Raw genomic sequence first — 16,033 nt, forward strand, 5'->3', positions numbered from 1 at the left:
AAATTTTCACCATCACTCAGAAAATAGAAACTGCTTCGCCCTCAAATCCAGTGGCGGTATTCCTCATCAGACAGAGTCTCCGTCTGCCATTGCGTCACCTGCATCAGCAGCGTCAGACGTTGAGAAGCCGACAACCAGCGTCCCCACGCCGAGTGTCCCAGGGACAGGATGCTGCGATAACTTCGATACAATCGTGATAGTGCCATCGTCATGCCCTCCGACCGTTCATTATTTGCGCTTTCGTTGTGACAAAGTATCAACGTAAGATAGGGGAAAATATATTGATGACTTTAGGCTGAGGAGTTCCCCTTTATGTCCTCATCGCGACTGCAACAACAGTTCATCCGGCTCTGGCAACACCTGCAAGGACAGCCTACAGACACCACGCTACAGGAGCTGACCGGCGTCCTTAACTGCTCGCGGCGGCATATTCGCTCGCTCCTGCGAGCCATGCAGGAAGAGGGATGGCTGACCTGGGAAGCAGAAGCGGGACGAGGAAAACGCTCGCGGCTCAGCTTCCTCTATACCGGCCTGACGCTACAGCAACAGCGGGCGGAAGACCTGCTGGAGCAAGATCGGATCGACCAGCTGGTGCAGTTGGTGGGGGACAAATCGCAGGTGCGGCAAATGCTGCTATCCCATATCGGGCGCAGCTTCAGGCAGGGTAAGCATCTGCTGCGCATCGCCTACTACCGGCCGATGCGTAATCTGATGCCCGGCTCTGCGCTACGGCGTTCGGAGACGCATCTGGCCCGGCAGATCTTTAGCGGGTTAACCACCATAAATGAGGAAAATGGGGAACTCCTGCCGGACTTAGCCCACCACTGGCAGCAGGTCACCCCCCAGCACTGGCGTTTTTACCTGCGCCCCGCCGTCCGTTTCCATCACGGTCGGGAACTGACGATGGAAGATGTGATCGCGTCTCTGCAACGCATCACCGCGATGCCGCTGTTTTCACATATCTGTGCCGTCGAATCGCCCATCCCGTCCGTGCTGGACGTGCGCCTGGCGACGCCGGATGTCTGGTTTCCCTGGCTGCTCGGCAGCGTGTCCGCGATGATTTTGCCGCAGGAGTGGAAAACGCTCCCCGACTTCACCCGCCACCCGGTGGGCACCGGCCCTTACGCCGTTCTGCGCAACAGTAATACGCAGCTGAAAATCAACGCCTTCGACGACTACTTTGGCTATCGTGCGCTGATCGACGAGGTCAGCATCTGGGTATTGCCGGACGCGCCGGATACCCCCTCCTGTTCCCTTCAACTACAAAACGATAACTCGCCGAACAACGAATTGGAGAACCGGCTGGAGGAAGGCTGCTACTTCCTGCTGTTCGACCGACGTTCGCCGCTGACCTCGCGCCGGGAGGTCAGGGACTGGCTATGTCAGGTACTGAGTCCGGTCGCCCTGCTCGGACTCGCCGACGAAACTTACCAGTGCAACTGGTCCCCGGCCTACGGCCTGCTGCCGCGCTGGCACCACGCCCAGCCCCGCCTGACGCTGGACAAACCTGAAGACCTCTCGCACCTGACCCTCACTTTTTATCATGAGCACGCCGAGTATCAGGACATCAGCGACATCATTCGTCGGCTGCTGTCGGCTCACGGCGTCACGTTGTCGGTCCGCCGTATCGACTATGCTGAGTGGTATCAGGGCGCCGAGGCGAGCGACATCTGGCTCGGCAGCGCCAATTTCTATCTGCCGCTCGAGTTCTCCTTGTTCGCCCTGCTCTACGAACTGCCGCTGATGCAGCACTGTCTGGATCGGGATCTCACCGAAGACGCCAGCCAGTGGCGTCAGGGCGGTTGGTCGCTGGCGGACTGGAGCCAATCGCTCATAACTCAGCAGCAGATCCATCCGCTTTTTCACCACTGGCTCCAATTGCAAGGGCAACGCAGCATGCGCGGCATTCGTATGAATACGCTGGGGTGGTTTGATTTCAAATCCGCCTGGTTCGCGCCGCCGGAAAACTGACGCGCGCTTTGACTCCGGGCATGAAGTCTCTACAATGCCTGAGTTCTCAACGGGGTGCGATAAAGTCCGGTGCCGTCATACCGTCCGCTTTACGCTGAGAAAATACCCGTCGAACCTGATCCGGTTAATACCGGCGAAGGGATTTGGGAGTGCTTTGCCGCTTGCTCAAAGACCTTTGCCACCCTTATTTCAGGAGTGCAAAGTGTTAAAAAAATTACTGTCCTGCCTGTTGATTCTCTCTGCTCCGGCGTTGGCGAAGCCTACGCTGACCGTGTATACCTACGACTCCTTTACCTCGGAATGGGGACCCGGTCCCGGCGTGAAAACCGCATTCGAGAAAGAGTGCGACTGCGAACTGAAATTCGTGGCGCTGGCCGACGGCGTGGCGCTGCTCAACCGCCTGCGGATGGAAGGAAAGCGCACGCAGGCCGATATTGTGCTGGGTCTGGACAACAACCTGCTAGAGGCGGCTGAACATACCGGCCTGTTCAGCAAACGGACGGTCGATACCGACGCGCTCTCGCTGCCGGACGGCTGGCACAATGATACCTTTGTACCCTACGACTACGGCTACTTCGCCTTCATCTACGATCGCGACAAACTGAAAAACCCGCCTCGCAGCCTGCATGAGCTGGTCGACAGCCCAGAGCCGTGGAAAGTCATTTATCAGGATCCGCGTACCAGCACGCCGGGCCTGGGCCTGCTGCTGTGGATGCAAAAAGTCTATGGCGACAGCGCCCCGCAAGCCTGGCAGAAGCTGGCTACGAAAACGGTCACCGTCACCAAAGGCTGGAGCGAAGCCTATGGTCTGTTCCTGAAGGGCGAAGCCGATCTGGTGCTGAGCTACACCACCTCGCCCGCCTATCACATCATCGAAGAGAAGAAAGACAACTATGCCGCGGCGCCCTTCAGCGAGGGACACTATCTCCAGGTGGAGGTCGCCGGCCGTCTGGCAAGCAGCCAACAGCCGCAGCTGGCCGAGCGCTTCCTGACGTTCATGGTCAGCCCAGCCTTCCAGCAGCTCATCCCGACCACCAATTGGATGTATCCGGTCATCGACATGCCGCTGCCCGCGGGCTTCCAGCGTCTGGACAAACCCGCGACGACGTTGTCGTATACGTCGCAACAGGTCGCCGCGCAGCGTAACGACTGGATCCAGGCATGGCAACGCGCCGTCAGCCGCTAATCCCCGGCTGGCTCTGGCCCGGCGCCATCGCCGCCCTGCTGCTGGTCGTGGTCGCGGCGCTGGCTTTCGGCGCGCTGTGGCTTCAGGCGCCTCAGAATCCGTGGCGCGCGCTGTGGCAGGACGACTACCTTTGGCACGTCGTTCGCTTCACATTTTGGCAGGCGTCGCTCTCGACGCTGCTGTCGACCATCCCGGCGATTTTTCTGGCGCGCGCGCTGTATCGCCGCCGTTTTCCGGGGCATCGCTGGCTGCTTAGACTGTACGCCATGACGCTGGTGCTGCCGGTGCTGGTGACCGTGTTCGGCCTGCTGAGCGTCTACGGTCGGCACGGCTGGCTCTCGCAGTTGACGGCGGCGTTCGGCCTACCCTACTCATTTTCGCCCTATGGACTTGGCGGCATACTGCTGGCGCACGTTTTCTTCAATCTGCCGCTAGCCACACGTCTGATGTTGCAGGCGCTGGAAGGCATCGCTACCGAACAGCGGCAGATGGCCGCGCAGCTCGGGATGAGTGAATGGCAGCACTTTCGCATCGTCGAGTGGCCGTGGCTGCGCCGACAGCTCCTGCCTGCGGCCGCGCTGATCTTTATGCTCTGTTTCGCCAGTTTCGCCGTCGTGCTCTCGCTGGGCGGCGGCCCCAAAGCCACCACCATTGAGCTGGCAATTTATCAGGCACTAAGCTTTGACTACGATCCGGCGCGCGCCTCGCTGTTGGCGCTAATCCAGATGGGATGCTGCCTCGGTCTGGTTCTGCTCAGCCAGCGGCTGGCCAAACTGCTGCCGGTCGGATACAGCCAGCAGACGCGCTGGCGCAATCCTCAGGACACCCGGTTTAATCGCATAACGGACGCGCTGTTGATCGTGGCCGCGCTGATGCTGCTGCTGCCGCCGCTGCTGGCCGTGGTGGCGGATGGACTGAACACCTCCCTGCCCGTCGTGTTGCGTCACCCCGCACTGTGGGATGCGCTGTGGACCTCGCTGAAGGTCGCGATCATCTCCGGCCTGCTGTGCGTGCTGCTCACGCTAATGCTGCTGTGGAGCAGCCGGGAACTCAAATTGCGTCGCCGCCCGCTTTCCGCCCAGCTGTTGGATCTCAGCGGCATGCTGATTCTGGCGATGCCCGGTATCGTACTGGCGAGCGGATTTTTCCTGCTGCTGAACGGCACCATCGGGCTGCCGACGTCGCCCCTGTGGCTGGTGGCGGCGACGAACGCGCTGATGGCGATCCCCTACGCGCTCAAAGTGCTGGAAAATCCGATGTATGACATCGCCGAACGCTACAACCTGCTGTGTCAGTCGTTGGATATCCGCGGCTGGCGGCGACTGCAAACCATCGAACTACGAGCGCTGCGAGCGCCCATCGCCCAAGCGCTGGCGTTCGCCTCGATTCTCTCGCTTGGCGATTTCGGCATCATCGCGCTGTTCGGCAATGAGCAGTTCCGAACGTTGCCGTTTTATCTGTACCAGCAAATCGGCGCTTACCGCAGCGCCGACGGCGCCGTGACCGCTCTGCTTTTGCTGCTGCTATGTTTTGTTCTGTTCACCCTGATTGAAAAACGGGCAGGCGATTATGATCGTTCTCGATAAACTGACTTATCTCTACCAGCACCAGCCGATGCGGTTTGATCTGCGCGTGGAAGCCGGTGAACGCGTTGCCGTGCTCGGTCCCAGCGGCGCAGGCAAAAGCTCCCTGCTCAGCTTGATCGCCGGTTTTCTTCCTGCGGACGGCGGCCGCCTTATGCTGAACGGCGCGGATCACCGCCGGACGCCACCGGCGAAAAGGCCGGTGTCGATTCTGTTCCAGGAAAATAATCTCTTCCCCCACCTGACGCTGTCGCAGAATATCGCGCTGGGACTGCATCCCGGTCTAAAGCTGACACAGCCGCAACGCGTGGCGTTGAATCACATCGCTGAACGCGTCGGGCTGACCGCGCTGTTGGATCGGCTGCCGTCGCAGGTGTCTGGCGGCCAGCGGCAGCGGGCGGCGCTGGCGCGTTGCCTATTGCGTCAGCAGCCGATTTTGCTGCTGGACGAACCGTTCTCCGCGCTAGACCCGGCGTTGCGCGCAGAGATGCTGACGCTGGTCGACGACGTATGCCGCGACCGCCAGCTGACCCTGCTGATGGTCTCGCACCACCTTGAGGACGCCGCCCGTATCGCCGATCGCACCGCGTTGGTGGTCGACGGCCACGTGGCTTACGACGGCTCAACCTGCGACCTGCAACAAGGGCGCGTCGCCGCCGCTCAGATCCTTGGGATCGTCCCCGCTGAACAAAATAAAAACGGATAGCGAACAGGTTTTGACCTTTTCACGGTTGTGGGTTATTGTCTGCCACAGCCCATGTGCTATTGGCCTGTCCATACACATGGTTTAAAAAAAACCAACGACAGGATTCTCCGTGAAACACACGTCCTCCACGCTAGCACTCTCCAACACCGCACTCGTCGATGCGGTTGTCGTCGTGCGCCTAGTGGTCGTCGTCGTGGTCGGCAACGCGCCGTAACGGGTCCGAATCCAGAAGAGATTCTCAAACCCCGCCGGCGCCAGCCGAGCGGGGTTTGTCCTTTCTATCCCCGCTCCCAAACTGCACCGGCTCTGATAAAGGATATGACTATGCGTTATACCGGAGCTGAGCTGATCGTCCACATGCTGGAGCAGCAAGGCATCACGACCGTCACGGGCATTCCCGGCGGGGCCGCCCTGCCGTTGTACGATGCGCTGGGACAAAGCCGAACCATTCGCCACGTACTGGCGCGACACGAGCAAGGCGCGGGCTTCATCGCTCAGGGCATGGCGCGAGCCAGCGGCAAAGCGGCGGTCTGCATGGCCTCCAGCGGCCCCGGCGCGACCAACCTGCTGACCGCGATTGCCGATGCGAAACTCGATTCCATTCCGCTGGTCTGCATTACCGCTCAGGTCTCCTCCAATATGATCGGCAGCGATGCCTTTCAGGAAGTGGACACCTACGGCATCTCCATCCCCGTCACCAAACACAACTATCTGGTGCGAAACATCAACGAGCTGGCCCACGTGATGAACGAGGCCTTCCGCATCGCGCAGTCCGGCCGCCCCGGCCCGGTATGGATCGACGTGCCGAAAGATGTACAGACCGCCACCATTGATCTGGACGCCCTGCCTGCGCCTGCGCCGAATGACGCGCCGGTCGCCGCCGAACCGCAGGCCCTTGAGCAGGCGGCGGCGATGATCAACGCAGCCAGCCGTCCCGTGCTGTATCTCGGTGGCGGGATCGTCAGCGCCGGCGCCCACCGGCAGGCGATCCAACTGGCGGAGTCCGCCGGTATTCCCACTACCATGACATTGATGGCGCTCGGCGCCATGCCTGCCGATCATCCGCTGTCGCTGGGCATGCTGGGAATGCACGGCGCACGATCCACCAACATGATCCTGCAACAGTCCGATCTGTTGATCGTGTTGGGCGCACGCTTCGACGATCGCGCCATTGGCAAAGCCGAGCAGTTCTGCCCGAACGCCAGCATTATTCACATGGATATCGACGCCGCCGAGCTGGGCAAAATCCGCCAGCCGCACGTGGCGCTGCATGCCGATGTTGCAAAAGGACTGACGCAGCTGCTGCCGCTGATCGCGCCGCAGACGCGCGCCGAATGGCGACAGCAGGTGAATGAATTACAGCAGGCGTTCCCCGCCACTCTGCAACAGGACGATCCGTTGAGCCACTACGGACTGGTCCATGCCGTCGCCGAATCGCTGGACGACAGCGCCATTATCTCCACCGACGTCGGTCAGCATCAGATGTGGGTAGCCCAGTCCTACCCGCTGCGCCGCACGCGCCAGTGGCTGACGTCTGGCGGTTTAGGAACGATGGGATTTGGCGTACCGGCTGCGATCGGCGCCGCGCTGGCGGAACCCAATCGCACGGTGGTGTGCTTCTCCGGCGACGGTAGCCTGATGATGAATATTCAGGAACTGGCGACGCTGGCCGAACAACGCCTTAACGTCAAAATCGTACTGATGAACAATCAGGCGCTGGGCATGGTCCACCAGCAGCAGGATCTGTTTTACGAACAGCGTTACGTGGCGTCCGACTACAGCTATCAGGCCAATTTCCTGGCGATTGCCGCCGGTTTCGGACTGGCGACCTGTGATTTGAACGCGGCGGAAGATCCACAAGCCGCTCTGCGCGACATCCTGAACCAGCCGGGTCCGGCGCTGATTCACGCGCTGATCGATGTGAACGAAAAAGTCTATCCGATGGTGCCGCCGGGCGCCGCCAATATTGAGATGATTGGAGATTAATGCTATGCAAACCGCATCCTCTTCACCCCAGGTCACGCTTGAGCTGTCCGTACGCAACCATCCCGGCGTCATGTCGCATGTCTGCGGGCTGTTCGCCCGCCGGGCGTTCAACGTGGAAGGCATCATGTGTATGCCGCTGCCAGGCGGTGAACAAAGCCGCATTTGGCTGCTGGTGAACGACGACGATCGTCTGGCGCAGATGATCAGTCAGGTAGAAAAACTGGAAGATGTGCTGCAGGTGCGCCGCCACGGCGACGACACCCGCATTTTCGAGCAGGTGGCTGAGTTTTACCGCTAATCAGCCGCGAAAAATTTGCAGCAGCAGGTGCAGGTAGACCGACATCAGCGGGTGCCGCCACAGCAGCACCAGGCTGATCACCGCAGCAACCGTGGCTATCGGCGCCAGCCAGCGTAAACGCGCTGGCGTCAGCCATCCTTCAGACGGCGCTCGGCGAGTACGCCACGCGCGCCACAGCAGCCAACCAGCGGACCAGGTCAGCACCGCGGCGATCAGCAACAGCCAGCGGAAGCTGCCGCTGTCCGCCGCGTGGGGAATATCAATCGCCACCCCCGCCAAAATTCCCGGCATCAGATACACCGGCGGCCAGGTCAGGCAGCCGATGATGTTCGGTACCAAGAATCGTTTCGGGGGCAGTTCCAGCATCCCCGCGACCATAGGGATCAGCGGCCGTGTCGGGCCGATAAAGCGCCCGACCAGAATGGTCGCGAGATGATGCTGATGCAGCATTTTTTCGACGCGATAGAGGTAGGCGCTGTGCTTCTTGACGAACGACCAGCCATGCAGCCGATCCTTGAAGCGCCAGCCGACGTAATAGGAGATCCAATCCCCCAGCAGGCAGCCGATAATGCCAACCCCCCAGGCCGGATACAGTCCCAGGTGTCCGCTGCCAATCAACGTGCCCAGCGACGCCATCATTATGGTGCCCGGTAGCAGCAACCCCACCAACGCCAGCGACTCAAGAAAAGCCACCAGCAAAACGGCCAGCAGTGAATAGGCTAACGATTGAGTAACCAAGTGCTCAAGCCAGGCTTGCATAAATCCCTACTTATCTGCGCTAAAAATCAGGACTTCGGGATAATAGCAGAAAACCGCCGGACGGCAGCCCCTCGCTCGCCGCCGGCTCGGCAGCTTGCTGGATGAACCCATCGTGCAGGCCCCTGACGCAGGAAGCCCCCCCGCGACAGAGGATCGGCGATGGCAACTCTCCCGCAAACCTCAACCGCCGAGGTACATCGCCTTCACCTCCGGATTCGCCAGGATCGCCTGCGCAGGCCCTTGCAGGACGATCTTGCCGTTTTCCAGCACGTAGGCCCGGTCGGCGATTTTCAACGCCGCCGTCGCATTCTGCTCGACCAGGAGGATCGTAATCTTCTCCTCGCGCAGTTGGCGGATGATGTTGAACAGCTCGCCCACCACCTTCGGCGCCAGTCCCAGACTTGGCTCGTCCAGCATCAGTAACGCCGGTTCGCTCATCAGCGCCCGTGCAATCGCCAGCATTTGCTGTTCGCCGCCGCTCATCGTGCCCGCCAGCTGCGCGCGACGCTCTTTTAAGCGGGGGAACATGGCATACATCTTGTCGCGCAGATAGCTGAATCTGATCGGGTTGTTATAGGCTCCCATTCGCAAATTTTCTTCGATAGTCAGATTGGTGAACACCTTGCGCCCTTCCGGCACCAGCGCCAGCCCCTGACGCACGATCTGATGCGTCTGTCGACGAGAGATATCCTCGTTGAGAAAATTGACCACGCCCGTCGACTTCACCAGATTGATGATGCCGTTCAGCGTCGACGTTTTCCCGGCCCCGTTACTGCCGATTAACGTCACGATCTCGCTGTTGTTGACCTCAATGTCGATCCCCTTCAGCCCCTGAATCAGGCCGTAAAAAACCCGTAGATCGGTCGCTTTAAGCATAATCGATGTCCCCCAGATACGCGGCGATGACGTCGGGATGATTGATGGCCTCATTCGGCGTACCGCTGAACAGCGCCTTGCCGTAATCCAGCACCATCACCCGCTCGCAAAGGGAGTTAACAAACGACATATCATGTTCGATCAACAGCACCGTCAGTCCGAAGTCTTTCCGCATTTTAAAAATGAGCTGCGCCAGTTCGGCCGTCTCGCGTGGGTTCATCCCCGCGGCAGGCTCGTCCAGCAACAGCAGTTTGGGCGATGTCGCCAGCGCCCGCGCAATCTCCACCTTACGTTGGTTGCCGTAACTCAGATTGGTTGCCAGCGAATGCGCGTGTTCGGCGATGCCGATGTACTCAAGCAGCTGCATCGCTTTTTCCCGCGCGCGTTTTTCCGCCGTGAAGAAGCGCCCGCAACGCAAAGCGGCTTCGAGGAAGGAGTAATGAATAAAACGGTCGAGTCCGATCAATACATTGTCGAGCACCGTCATGGACGGAAACAGCCGGATATTTTGAAACGTTCTGGCGATCCCCCGGTTCACCACCTGATTCGGTTTCAGCCCGGTCAGCGCCTGAGACTCCAACTCCACCGTGCCGCCGGTCGGCTTGTAGTTGGCCGTAATCACGTTGAACAGCGTGGTTTTTCCGGCGCCGTTCGGCCCGATCAAACCGAAGATCTCCGCGGGCGCTATCTTAAAACTGACGCCGTCGATGGCGCGCAGCCCACCAAACTGCATGGTGACGTCCGCTACGCGAAGTAATGTCTCATTTGCCATTCTGCCGCCTCCTGCGTATTTCCCAGATTTCCTGTTTGCCCAGCAGCCCTTCGCGCGCGAACAGCATGATGATCAACAGCACCAGCGAGAACACCACCATCCGCAGACCGGGGTGCGCGCCCAGGTCCTGGCCGAATAGCGTCAATGGCTGGTCAAGGAAGCGCAGCCACTCGCCGCTGCCCACCACGATGATCGTTCCCAGGATCGCGCCGGTGGTGCTGCCCAATCCGCCCAGCACGATGATGATCAGCAGCTGGAACGTCAGCATAAAGTCGAACAGATCCGGCGAGATGATGGTCAGCAGGGAGGCCAACAGGCCGCCGCCGATGCCTTCGAAAAAGGCGCTGGTCGCGAACGCGCAGGTTTTGATGCGGAAGGTGTTGATGCCCATGGCGATTGCGGCGTCCTCATCATCGCGCACCGCCTTCATCGCCCGCCCGTATTTGGAATACACCAGTTGCAGGACGAACAGTACGGCGATCAACGCGATAAACCCGCACCAGTACAGAATGTGGTCCGCCTGCGGGATCTCATTCAGTCCGATAGCGCCGTTGGTGATCTGCGGGTTGTTGATCGCGAGGATCTTGATAATGAAGCCAAACCCCAGAGTCACTATCGCCAGGTAGTCGCCGCGTACGCGAAAGACCGGGAACGACAGACAGACAGCGACCACCGCGGCGCAGATACCACTAATGATCAGCGCGGGCAGGAACGTGGTGTGCAAAGCCAGAATGAAGGGGCTGGGCGACGCCATTTCGAACATGTCCGTTTTGTTGTCTGCGGTCAGCAGTAATAGCGCCGTGACATACGCGCCGATGGCGACGAAGCCGTTCGGCTCCAGCGACAACTGACCGGTGACCCCGTTGATCAGGTTGTAGCTGACCGCCAGGATCATAAAAATAAAGATGTTGCAGATAATCCGAAGTACATAGTCATCGAACGCGCTCTGCACGGTAAATAACCCTAAAAAAGCCAGCGCGAACAAAACGATATAGCACAACAGCAGCGAAGAGGAGGTCTGCGGCATTCTCATCAGAAGCGGCTCCTTTCCAGTCGTTCATCACCCATGATGCCCACCGGTCTGAACAGCAGCACCAAAATTAAAAACAGGAAGGCGAAAGCATCTTTGTACCCCCCAAGCTCAGGAAATACGGCGACCGCCACCACTTCGGTGAAGCCCAGAATAAAGCCGCCGATGACCGCCCCGGTCACGCTGCCAATCCCGCCCAGCACCGCTGCGGCGAAGGCTTTCAGGCCGATCAATACCCCCATCAGCGGATCGATGGTTGGGTAACTGATGGCATAGAACACGCCGCCCAGCGAGGCCAGCGCGCTCCCCAGCGCAAACACCAGCGAAATAATGTGGTTAGCATCAATGCCCATCAGGCGAACGGTATTGACGTCGAACGCCACCGCGCGGATCGCCATCCCCTGTCGGGTGCGGTACAGAATGAGCAGAATGATCGCCAGCAGCACTAGCGTGATCAGCGGCACCATCCACGCCACCTGAGTGATCACGATTTGACCGAGCGTCATCGTCTGATTGAAAAACGGCGGCGATTCGAAGAAACGCGGGCTGCCGCCGAACACCACGTTAAAGAGGTTCTCCAGAAAGAAGCTGACGCCGATGGCGGTGATCAGCATGGAGATTTTGGATGCCTGCCGCAGTGGGCGATAGGCAATGCGATCGATAGCAACCCCAAGCAAAGCCGAGATCAGTACCGAAAACAAAATAGCTGCCCCGAAAGGCAGCCCGAAGGAGGTAAAGCTGATCAGCGCCACAAAGGCGCCGACCATCATGATATCCGCATGGGCGAAGTTAATCAGCCGTAGTACGCCATACACCATGGTGTAACCAATCGCGATCAGCGCATACATACTGCCAAGGCTCATGCCATTGACCACCTGCTGTAAAAAAACGGCAAAATCCATTGTGCGCTCCTTACTACTTCCCGCCGATTAAGGATTGACCACCGTTTTAAACGCCAGCTGTCCGTTCTTGACTTCGTTGATGACCGCAGGACGAATGGCGTCGCCGCCTTTCAGGGTCAACGTCCCTGTAATACCGGTAAAGTTGGTGGTTGCGCGCAGATTCTTGTTCACGCAAACGCGATCGTGCGGATCGCTGCACTTATTCATGGCGGCGACGATCATTTTGTAAGCATCCGCCGTCATCGCGCCCCAGGTATGGGTCGGCTCGTTATATTTGGCGGTCCAGGCCTGAATGAATTTCTCGCCGTCCGGCGTCTGCTCTTTTGCGTTCGGCGAGTAGTAGTCGGTGGTCATGTAGCCTTCCACCGCGTCCTGACCGAGTTTGAAGAAGATCGGATCGGCCGCCAGACCGTCGCCGCCCACGACCGGCACTTTCAGCCCCAGTTGTTTAGCCTGTACGGCAATCAGCGCGCCTTCGGTGTAGTAAATCGGCATGTAAATCATGTCGACGTTGTGAGATTTAACGGTAGAGAGCTGCGCTTTGAAATCCTTGCTGCCGCCGGGAGCCTGCACTTCCACCGCGATGGTGCCGCCGTTTTTCACAAACTGATTGCGGAAAGCGCGCGCCAGACCGACCGAGTAGTCGTTGCTGCTGTCGAACATGATGGCCGCTTTCTTGGCTTTCAAATCGCGGCTGGCCAGGTTCGCGCCTACCACGCCCTGGAAGCTGTCGGAGAAGCACACCCGACTGACGTACTCGCGGTTGCGCGTCACGCGGTCATTAGTCGCCGTGGGAGAAATCAGCGGCGTTTTGGTGTCTTCCGCCATCTTGGTCATCGCCAGCGTATTGGTTGAGGTCACCTCGCCGATCACCGCATCCACCTTGTCGCTGGAAACCAGACGCTGCATGGCGTTGGCGGCTTCAACCTTGTCGCTCTTGTCGTCAATGATGATCAGCTTGACGGTATCGCCATTGGCTAATGTCGGCTCCATGCCGTTAATCAGCGTCACCCCTTTCTGTGACGGCTGGCCATAACCGCTCAACGCGCCGCTCAAGGGCAGCACCACACCGATTTTCACTTCGTCCGCCATGACATTCGCGGCCGCCAGCGCTGAGGACACACAGACCGCCGCTATCGTTGTGTAGAAAACTCTTCTCTTCATGTTCCGCCTCGTCAATGAATAGTGGTTTACGTTCCCATCGTGAAATGAAGCTGTGTATAGGGCTATCGCCAGCAAAAATGCGCACGGGCACAACCCGCACCACAATGGGAAAATCAGCAATTACCATGCCAATTAGCCGGGGCGGATAAACGCGTTATTAATCAATTAATAAATCAGATATAACAGGAAGTGATTGCCTTAAATGCCCGCGATGGGCGTCTGTTGCACCATGAGCCACCCGCATTGCGTTCGCATGGTGCGGATTTTTACGCGGCTTTCATAAGACAAATCAATCATTCGGACTTCGGGCGCACCGCGAACACAAGCGCTGCCTCACCAGGTGGCAGGCGAAAAAGGCTGGACAACCACTGTATAGATAACCACACTTAATGACGTCTTTCTTCTTCATACGGCCTGAGGTTATGACTGTTCCCTCCCCGCGTCAGGGCTTTGCGCTCACCCGCCATTGGCAAGATACGCCGGCCGGCATACAGGTCGAGTTCTGGCTCGCCACCAACGACGGCCCGCAACGGGTGCGTCTTCCTCTGCAACAGGCCGTGGCTTTTGTTCCCGCCCGCCATGAAGCGGAAGTCCGCGCCGCGCTGAACGGCGAGAAAAAGGCCGAGCTTCGCCCGCTGGAAATGAAAAGTTTTCATCACGAAGAGCTGCTGGGCCTTTACTGCCCGCAATACCGCCAGCTACAGCGTATCGAAAAACGGTTGCAGGAAGCCAGCGTCCCCATTTATGAAGCAGATATTCGCCCACCTGAACGTTTTTTGATGGAGCGATTTATCACTGCGCCGGTCTGGTTCGACGGCGACGCCGGCCCGGAAGGACGTCTCATCAACGCCAGAATGAAACCCGAGCCGCACTATCGTCCGCCGCTCAGCATGGTGTCGCTGGATATCGAAACCAATCGCCACGGCGAACTGTACTGCATCGGCCTGGAAGGCTGCGGCCAGCGGCAGGTGTTTATGCTGGGTCCGCCCAACGGCGACCCGGCTGACGCGGGCGACCTCACGCTGGAGTACGTCGCCAGCCGGCCACAGTTGCTGGAACAGCTTAATCACTGGATTCAGCTGTACGATCCCGATCTCATCGTCGGCTGGAATCTGGTGCAGTTCGACCTGCGGGTACTGCAAAAGCACGCCGAACGTTACGGCATTCCGCTACGACTGGGCCGGCAGCAGGCGGAGCTGGAATGGCGGGAACATGGCTACAAGCAGGGGCACTTTTTCGCCAGCGCCCCCGGCCGACTGATTGTTGACGGCATTGAAGCGCTCAAGTCCGCCACCTGGAACTTCGCCTCCTTTAGCCTGGAGTTCGTCTCGCAAACGCTGTTGGGTGAAGGGAAAGCGATGGATAACCCTTACCAGCGGATGGACGAGATCGACCGCCGCTTCGCTGAAGACAAGCCAGCCCTCGCCCACTACAACCTGAAAGACTGCGAGCTGGTGACGCGCATCTTCGACAAGACCGAACTGCTGCCGTTTTTGCTGGAACGCGCCAGCCTCACCGGTCTGGCGGCAGACCGCAGCGGCGGCTCCGTGGCGGCGTTTACCCACCTTTATTTCCCCCGGATGCACCGGGCGGGTTTCGTCGCCCCCAACCTTGGCGAGATACCGCCGGAAGCCAGCCCCGGCGGCTTCGTCATGAACTCCCGTCCGGGTTTATATGACTCCGTGTTGGTACTGGATTATAAAAGCCTCTACCCCTCCATCATTCGCACCTTTCTGATCGACCCCGTCGGGCTGACCGTCGGCATGCGGCACCCGGACGAACAACATTCAGTTGAGGGCTATCGCGGCGCGTGGTTTTCCCGCAAGCAGCACTGCCTGCCCGCGATTGTCGGCAGCATCTGGCAGGAGCGCGAGGCGGCGAAGCGCAGCGGCAACAAACCGCTTTCGCAGGCGCTGAAAATCATCATGAACGCCTTCTACGGCGTACTAGGCTCAAGCGGCTGCCGCTTCTTCGATCCGCGACTGGCCTCCTCCATCACCCTGCGCGGGCACGACATCATGCAGCAAACGCAGGCGCTGATTGAAGCCCGCGGCTATCAGGTGATTTACGGCGATACCGACTCGACGTTCGTCTGGCTCAATCACGCCCATAACGAGCAGGAAGCGGACGCCATCGGCCGGGAACTGGCGCAGTACGTGAACGCGTGGTGGCGAGAGCATCTGGCACGGACCCAGGGGCTGGAGTGCGCCCTGGAACTGGAGTACGAAACCCATTATCAGCGTTTCCTGATGCCGACGATCCGCGGCGCGGAACAGGGCAGTAAAAAGCGCTACGCCGGGCTGACGTTGAACGCCAACGGCGAGCCGCAGATGGTATTTAAAGGGTTGGAGACCGTGCGCAGCGACTGGACGCCCTTGGCGCAACGGTTTCAGCAACAGCTCTACGCGCGAATTTTCCGGCGAGAGGCCTATCAGGATTGGGTGCGCGACTATGTGCGCAAAACCCAGAACGGCGAGTGGGACGACCAGTTGGTCTACCGTAAGCGGCTGCGCCACAAGCTGAGTGAATACCAGCGCAATGTCCCGCCACAGGTGCGGGCCGCCAGAATGGCCGACGAATACAACCGGGAGCACGGGCGTCCACTCCAGTATCAAAACGGCGGCTGGATCAGCTACGTTATGACCGTCAACGGCCCTGAACCGCTGGAAACGCGCCATTCGCCGCTGGATTATCAACACTACGTCGAAAAACAGCTGCAGCCGGTGGCGGATGCGATTCTGCCTTTCCTGCAAGACGATTTCACGATGCTGGTTACCGGACAAATGGGGCTGTTTTGATC

The 16,033-nt window shown here is 59.3% G+C and carries 14 protein-coding genes and 1 riboswitch; of the genes, 7 read left to right on the plus strand and 7 right to left on the minus strand.

What is annotated here, in order from left to right:
- Window positions 1–41: 41 nt before the first annotated feature.
- Entirely contained in the window at window positions 42–206 is a 165-nt protein-coding gene (gene sgrT / locus BLU64_RS07710; RefSeq protein ID WP_074728368.1) for a glucose uptake inhibitor SgrT, read from the minus strand.
- 106 nt (window positions 207–312) lie between these two features.
- Here sgrT and sgrR point away from each other — a divergent pair, with 106 nt between their 5' ends.
- From sgrR to ilvN, 6 genes are all read left to right on the plus strand, one after another.
- A complete protein-coding gene (sgrR, locus tag BLU64_RS07715) occupies window positions 313–1,971 on the plus strand; it encodes an HTH-type transcriptional regulator SgrR (protein ID WP_074728300.1) in 1,659 nt (552 codons plus the stop codon).
- Window positions 1,972–2,011: 40 nt separating this feature from the next.
- A riboswitch (TPP riboswitch) is annotated at window positions 2,012–2,131 on the plus strand.
- 42 nt (window positions 2,132–2,173) lie between these two features.
- The gene (gene thiB / locus BLU64_RS07720) at window positions 2,174–3,157 is read left to right on the plus strand and encodes a thiamine ABC transporter substrate binding subunit (RefSeq protein ID WP_026741688.1); all 984 of its coding nucleotides are present in this window, start codon (window positions 2,174–2,176) and stop codon (window positions 3,155–3,157) included.
- The gene (gene thiP, locus BLU64_RS07725; RefSeq protein WP_074728302.1) at window positions 3,133–4,743 is read left to right on the plus strand and encodes a thiamine/thiamine pyrophosphate ABC transporter permease ThiP; all 1,611 of its coding nucleotides are present in this window, start codon (window positions 3,133–3,135) and stop codon (window positions 4,741–4,743) included. Before thiB ends, thiP begins: the two co-directional genes overlap by 25 nt.
- Window positions 4,727–5,446 (plus strand): thiamine ABC transporter ATP-binding protein ThiQ, encoded by a 720-nt coding sequence (gene thiQ, locus BLU64_RS07730; protein WP_026741686.1) that lies wholly within the window; start codon window positions 4,727–4,729, stop codon window positions 5,444–5,446. Before thiP ends, thiQ begins: the two co-directional genes overlap by 17 nt.
- Window positions 5,447–5,770: 324 nt before the next feature.
- Window positions 5,771–7,432 carry an acetolactate synthase large subunit gene (ilvB, locus tag BLU64_RS07735; protein ID WP_074728304.1) on the plus strand — a complete coding sequence of 554 codons (1,662 nt, stop codon included), beginning with the start codon at window positions 5,771–5,773 and terminating at the stop codon, window positions 7,430–7,432.
- A 4-nt stretch (window positions 7,433–7,436) separates the two neighbouring features.
- Complete coding sequence (gene ilvN, locus BLU64_RS07740) at window positions 7,437–7,730, plus strand: acetolactate synthase small subunit (protein ID WP_026741684.1); 294 nt, start codon at window positions 7,437–7,439, stop codon at window positions 7,728–7,730.
- Here the strand turns inward: ilvN and BLU64_RS07745 are convergent, their stop codons facing one another.
- The 6 genes from BLU64_RS07745 to BLU64_RS07770 form a co-directional block, all read right to left on the minus strand.
- Window positions 7,731–8,489 carry a DedA family protein gene (locus BLU64_RS07745; RefSeq protein WP_074728306.1) on the minus strand — a complete coding sequence of 253 codons (759 nt, stop codon included), beginning with the start codon at window positions 8,487–8,489 and terminating at the stop codon, window positions 7,731–7,733. It lies immediately after the preceding gene.
- Window positions 8,490–8,669: 180 nt separating this feature from the next.
- Window positions 8,670–9,365 carry an ABC transporter ATP-binding protein gene (locus BLU64_RS07750; protein WP_026741682.1) on the minus strand — a complete coding sequence of 232 codons (696 nt, stop codon included), beginning with the start codon at window positions 9,363–9,365 and terminating at the stop codon, window positions 8,670–8,672.
- Window positions 9,358–10,137, minus strand: coding sequence for an ABC transporter ATP-binding protein (locus BLU64_RS07755; protein WP_026741681.1), 780 nt, complete (start codon window positions 10,135–10,137; stop codon window positions 9,358–9,360). The genes BLU64_RS07750 and BLU64_RS07755 overlap by 8 nt, the downstream gene beginning before the upstream one ends.
- A complete protein-coding gene (locus BLU64_RS07760; RefSeq protein WP_074728308.1) occupies window positions 10,127–11,170 on the minus strand; it encodes a branched-chain amino acid ABC transporter permease in 1,044 nt (347 codons plus the stop codon). The genes BLU64_RS07755 and BLU64_RS07760 overlap by 11 nt, the downstream gene beginning before the upstream one ends.
- Window positions 11,170–12,069, minus strand: a complete 900-nt coding sequence (locus BLU64_RS07765; RefSeq protein ID WP_074728310.1) for a branched-chain amino acid ABC transporter permease — start codon at window positions 12,067–12,069, stop codon at window positions 11,170–11,172. Before BLU64_RS07765 ends, BLU64_RS07760 begins: the two co-directional genes overlap by 1 nt.
- Window positions 12,070–12,096: 27 nt before the next feature.
- Window positions 12,097–13,161, minus strand: coding sequence for an ABC transporter substrate-binding protein (locus BLU64_RS07770; protein WP_394296470.1), 1,065 nt, complete (start codon window positions 13,159–13,161; stop codon window positions 12,097–12,099).
- Between the two features lie 494 nt (window positions 13,162–13,655).
- Between BLU64_RS07770 and BLU64_RS07775 the strand changes: the two genes are divergently transcribed.
- Entirely contained in the window at window positions 13,656–16,031 is a 2,376-nt protein-coding gene (locus BLU64_RS07775) for a DNA polymerase II (protein ID WP_074728312.1), read from the plus strand.
- The last annotated feature ends 2 nt before the right edge of the window (window positions 16,032–16,033 follow it).

It is taken from the genome of Lonsdalea quercina, from assembly GCF_900107885.1.
In the GTDB taxonomy this organism is placed as follows: Bacteria; Pseudomonadota; Gammaproteobacteria; order Enterobacterales; family Enterobacteriaceae; genus Lonsdalea; species Lonsdalea quercina.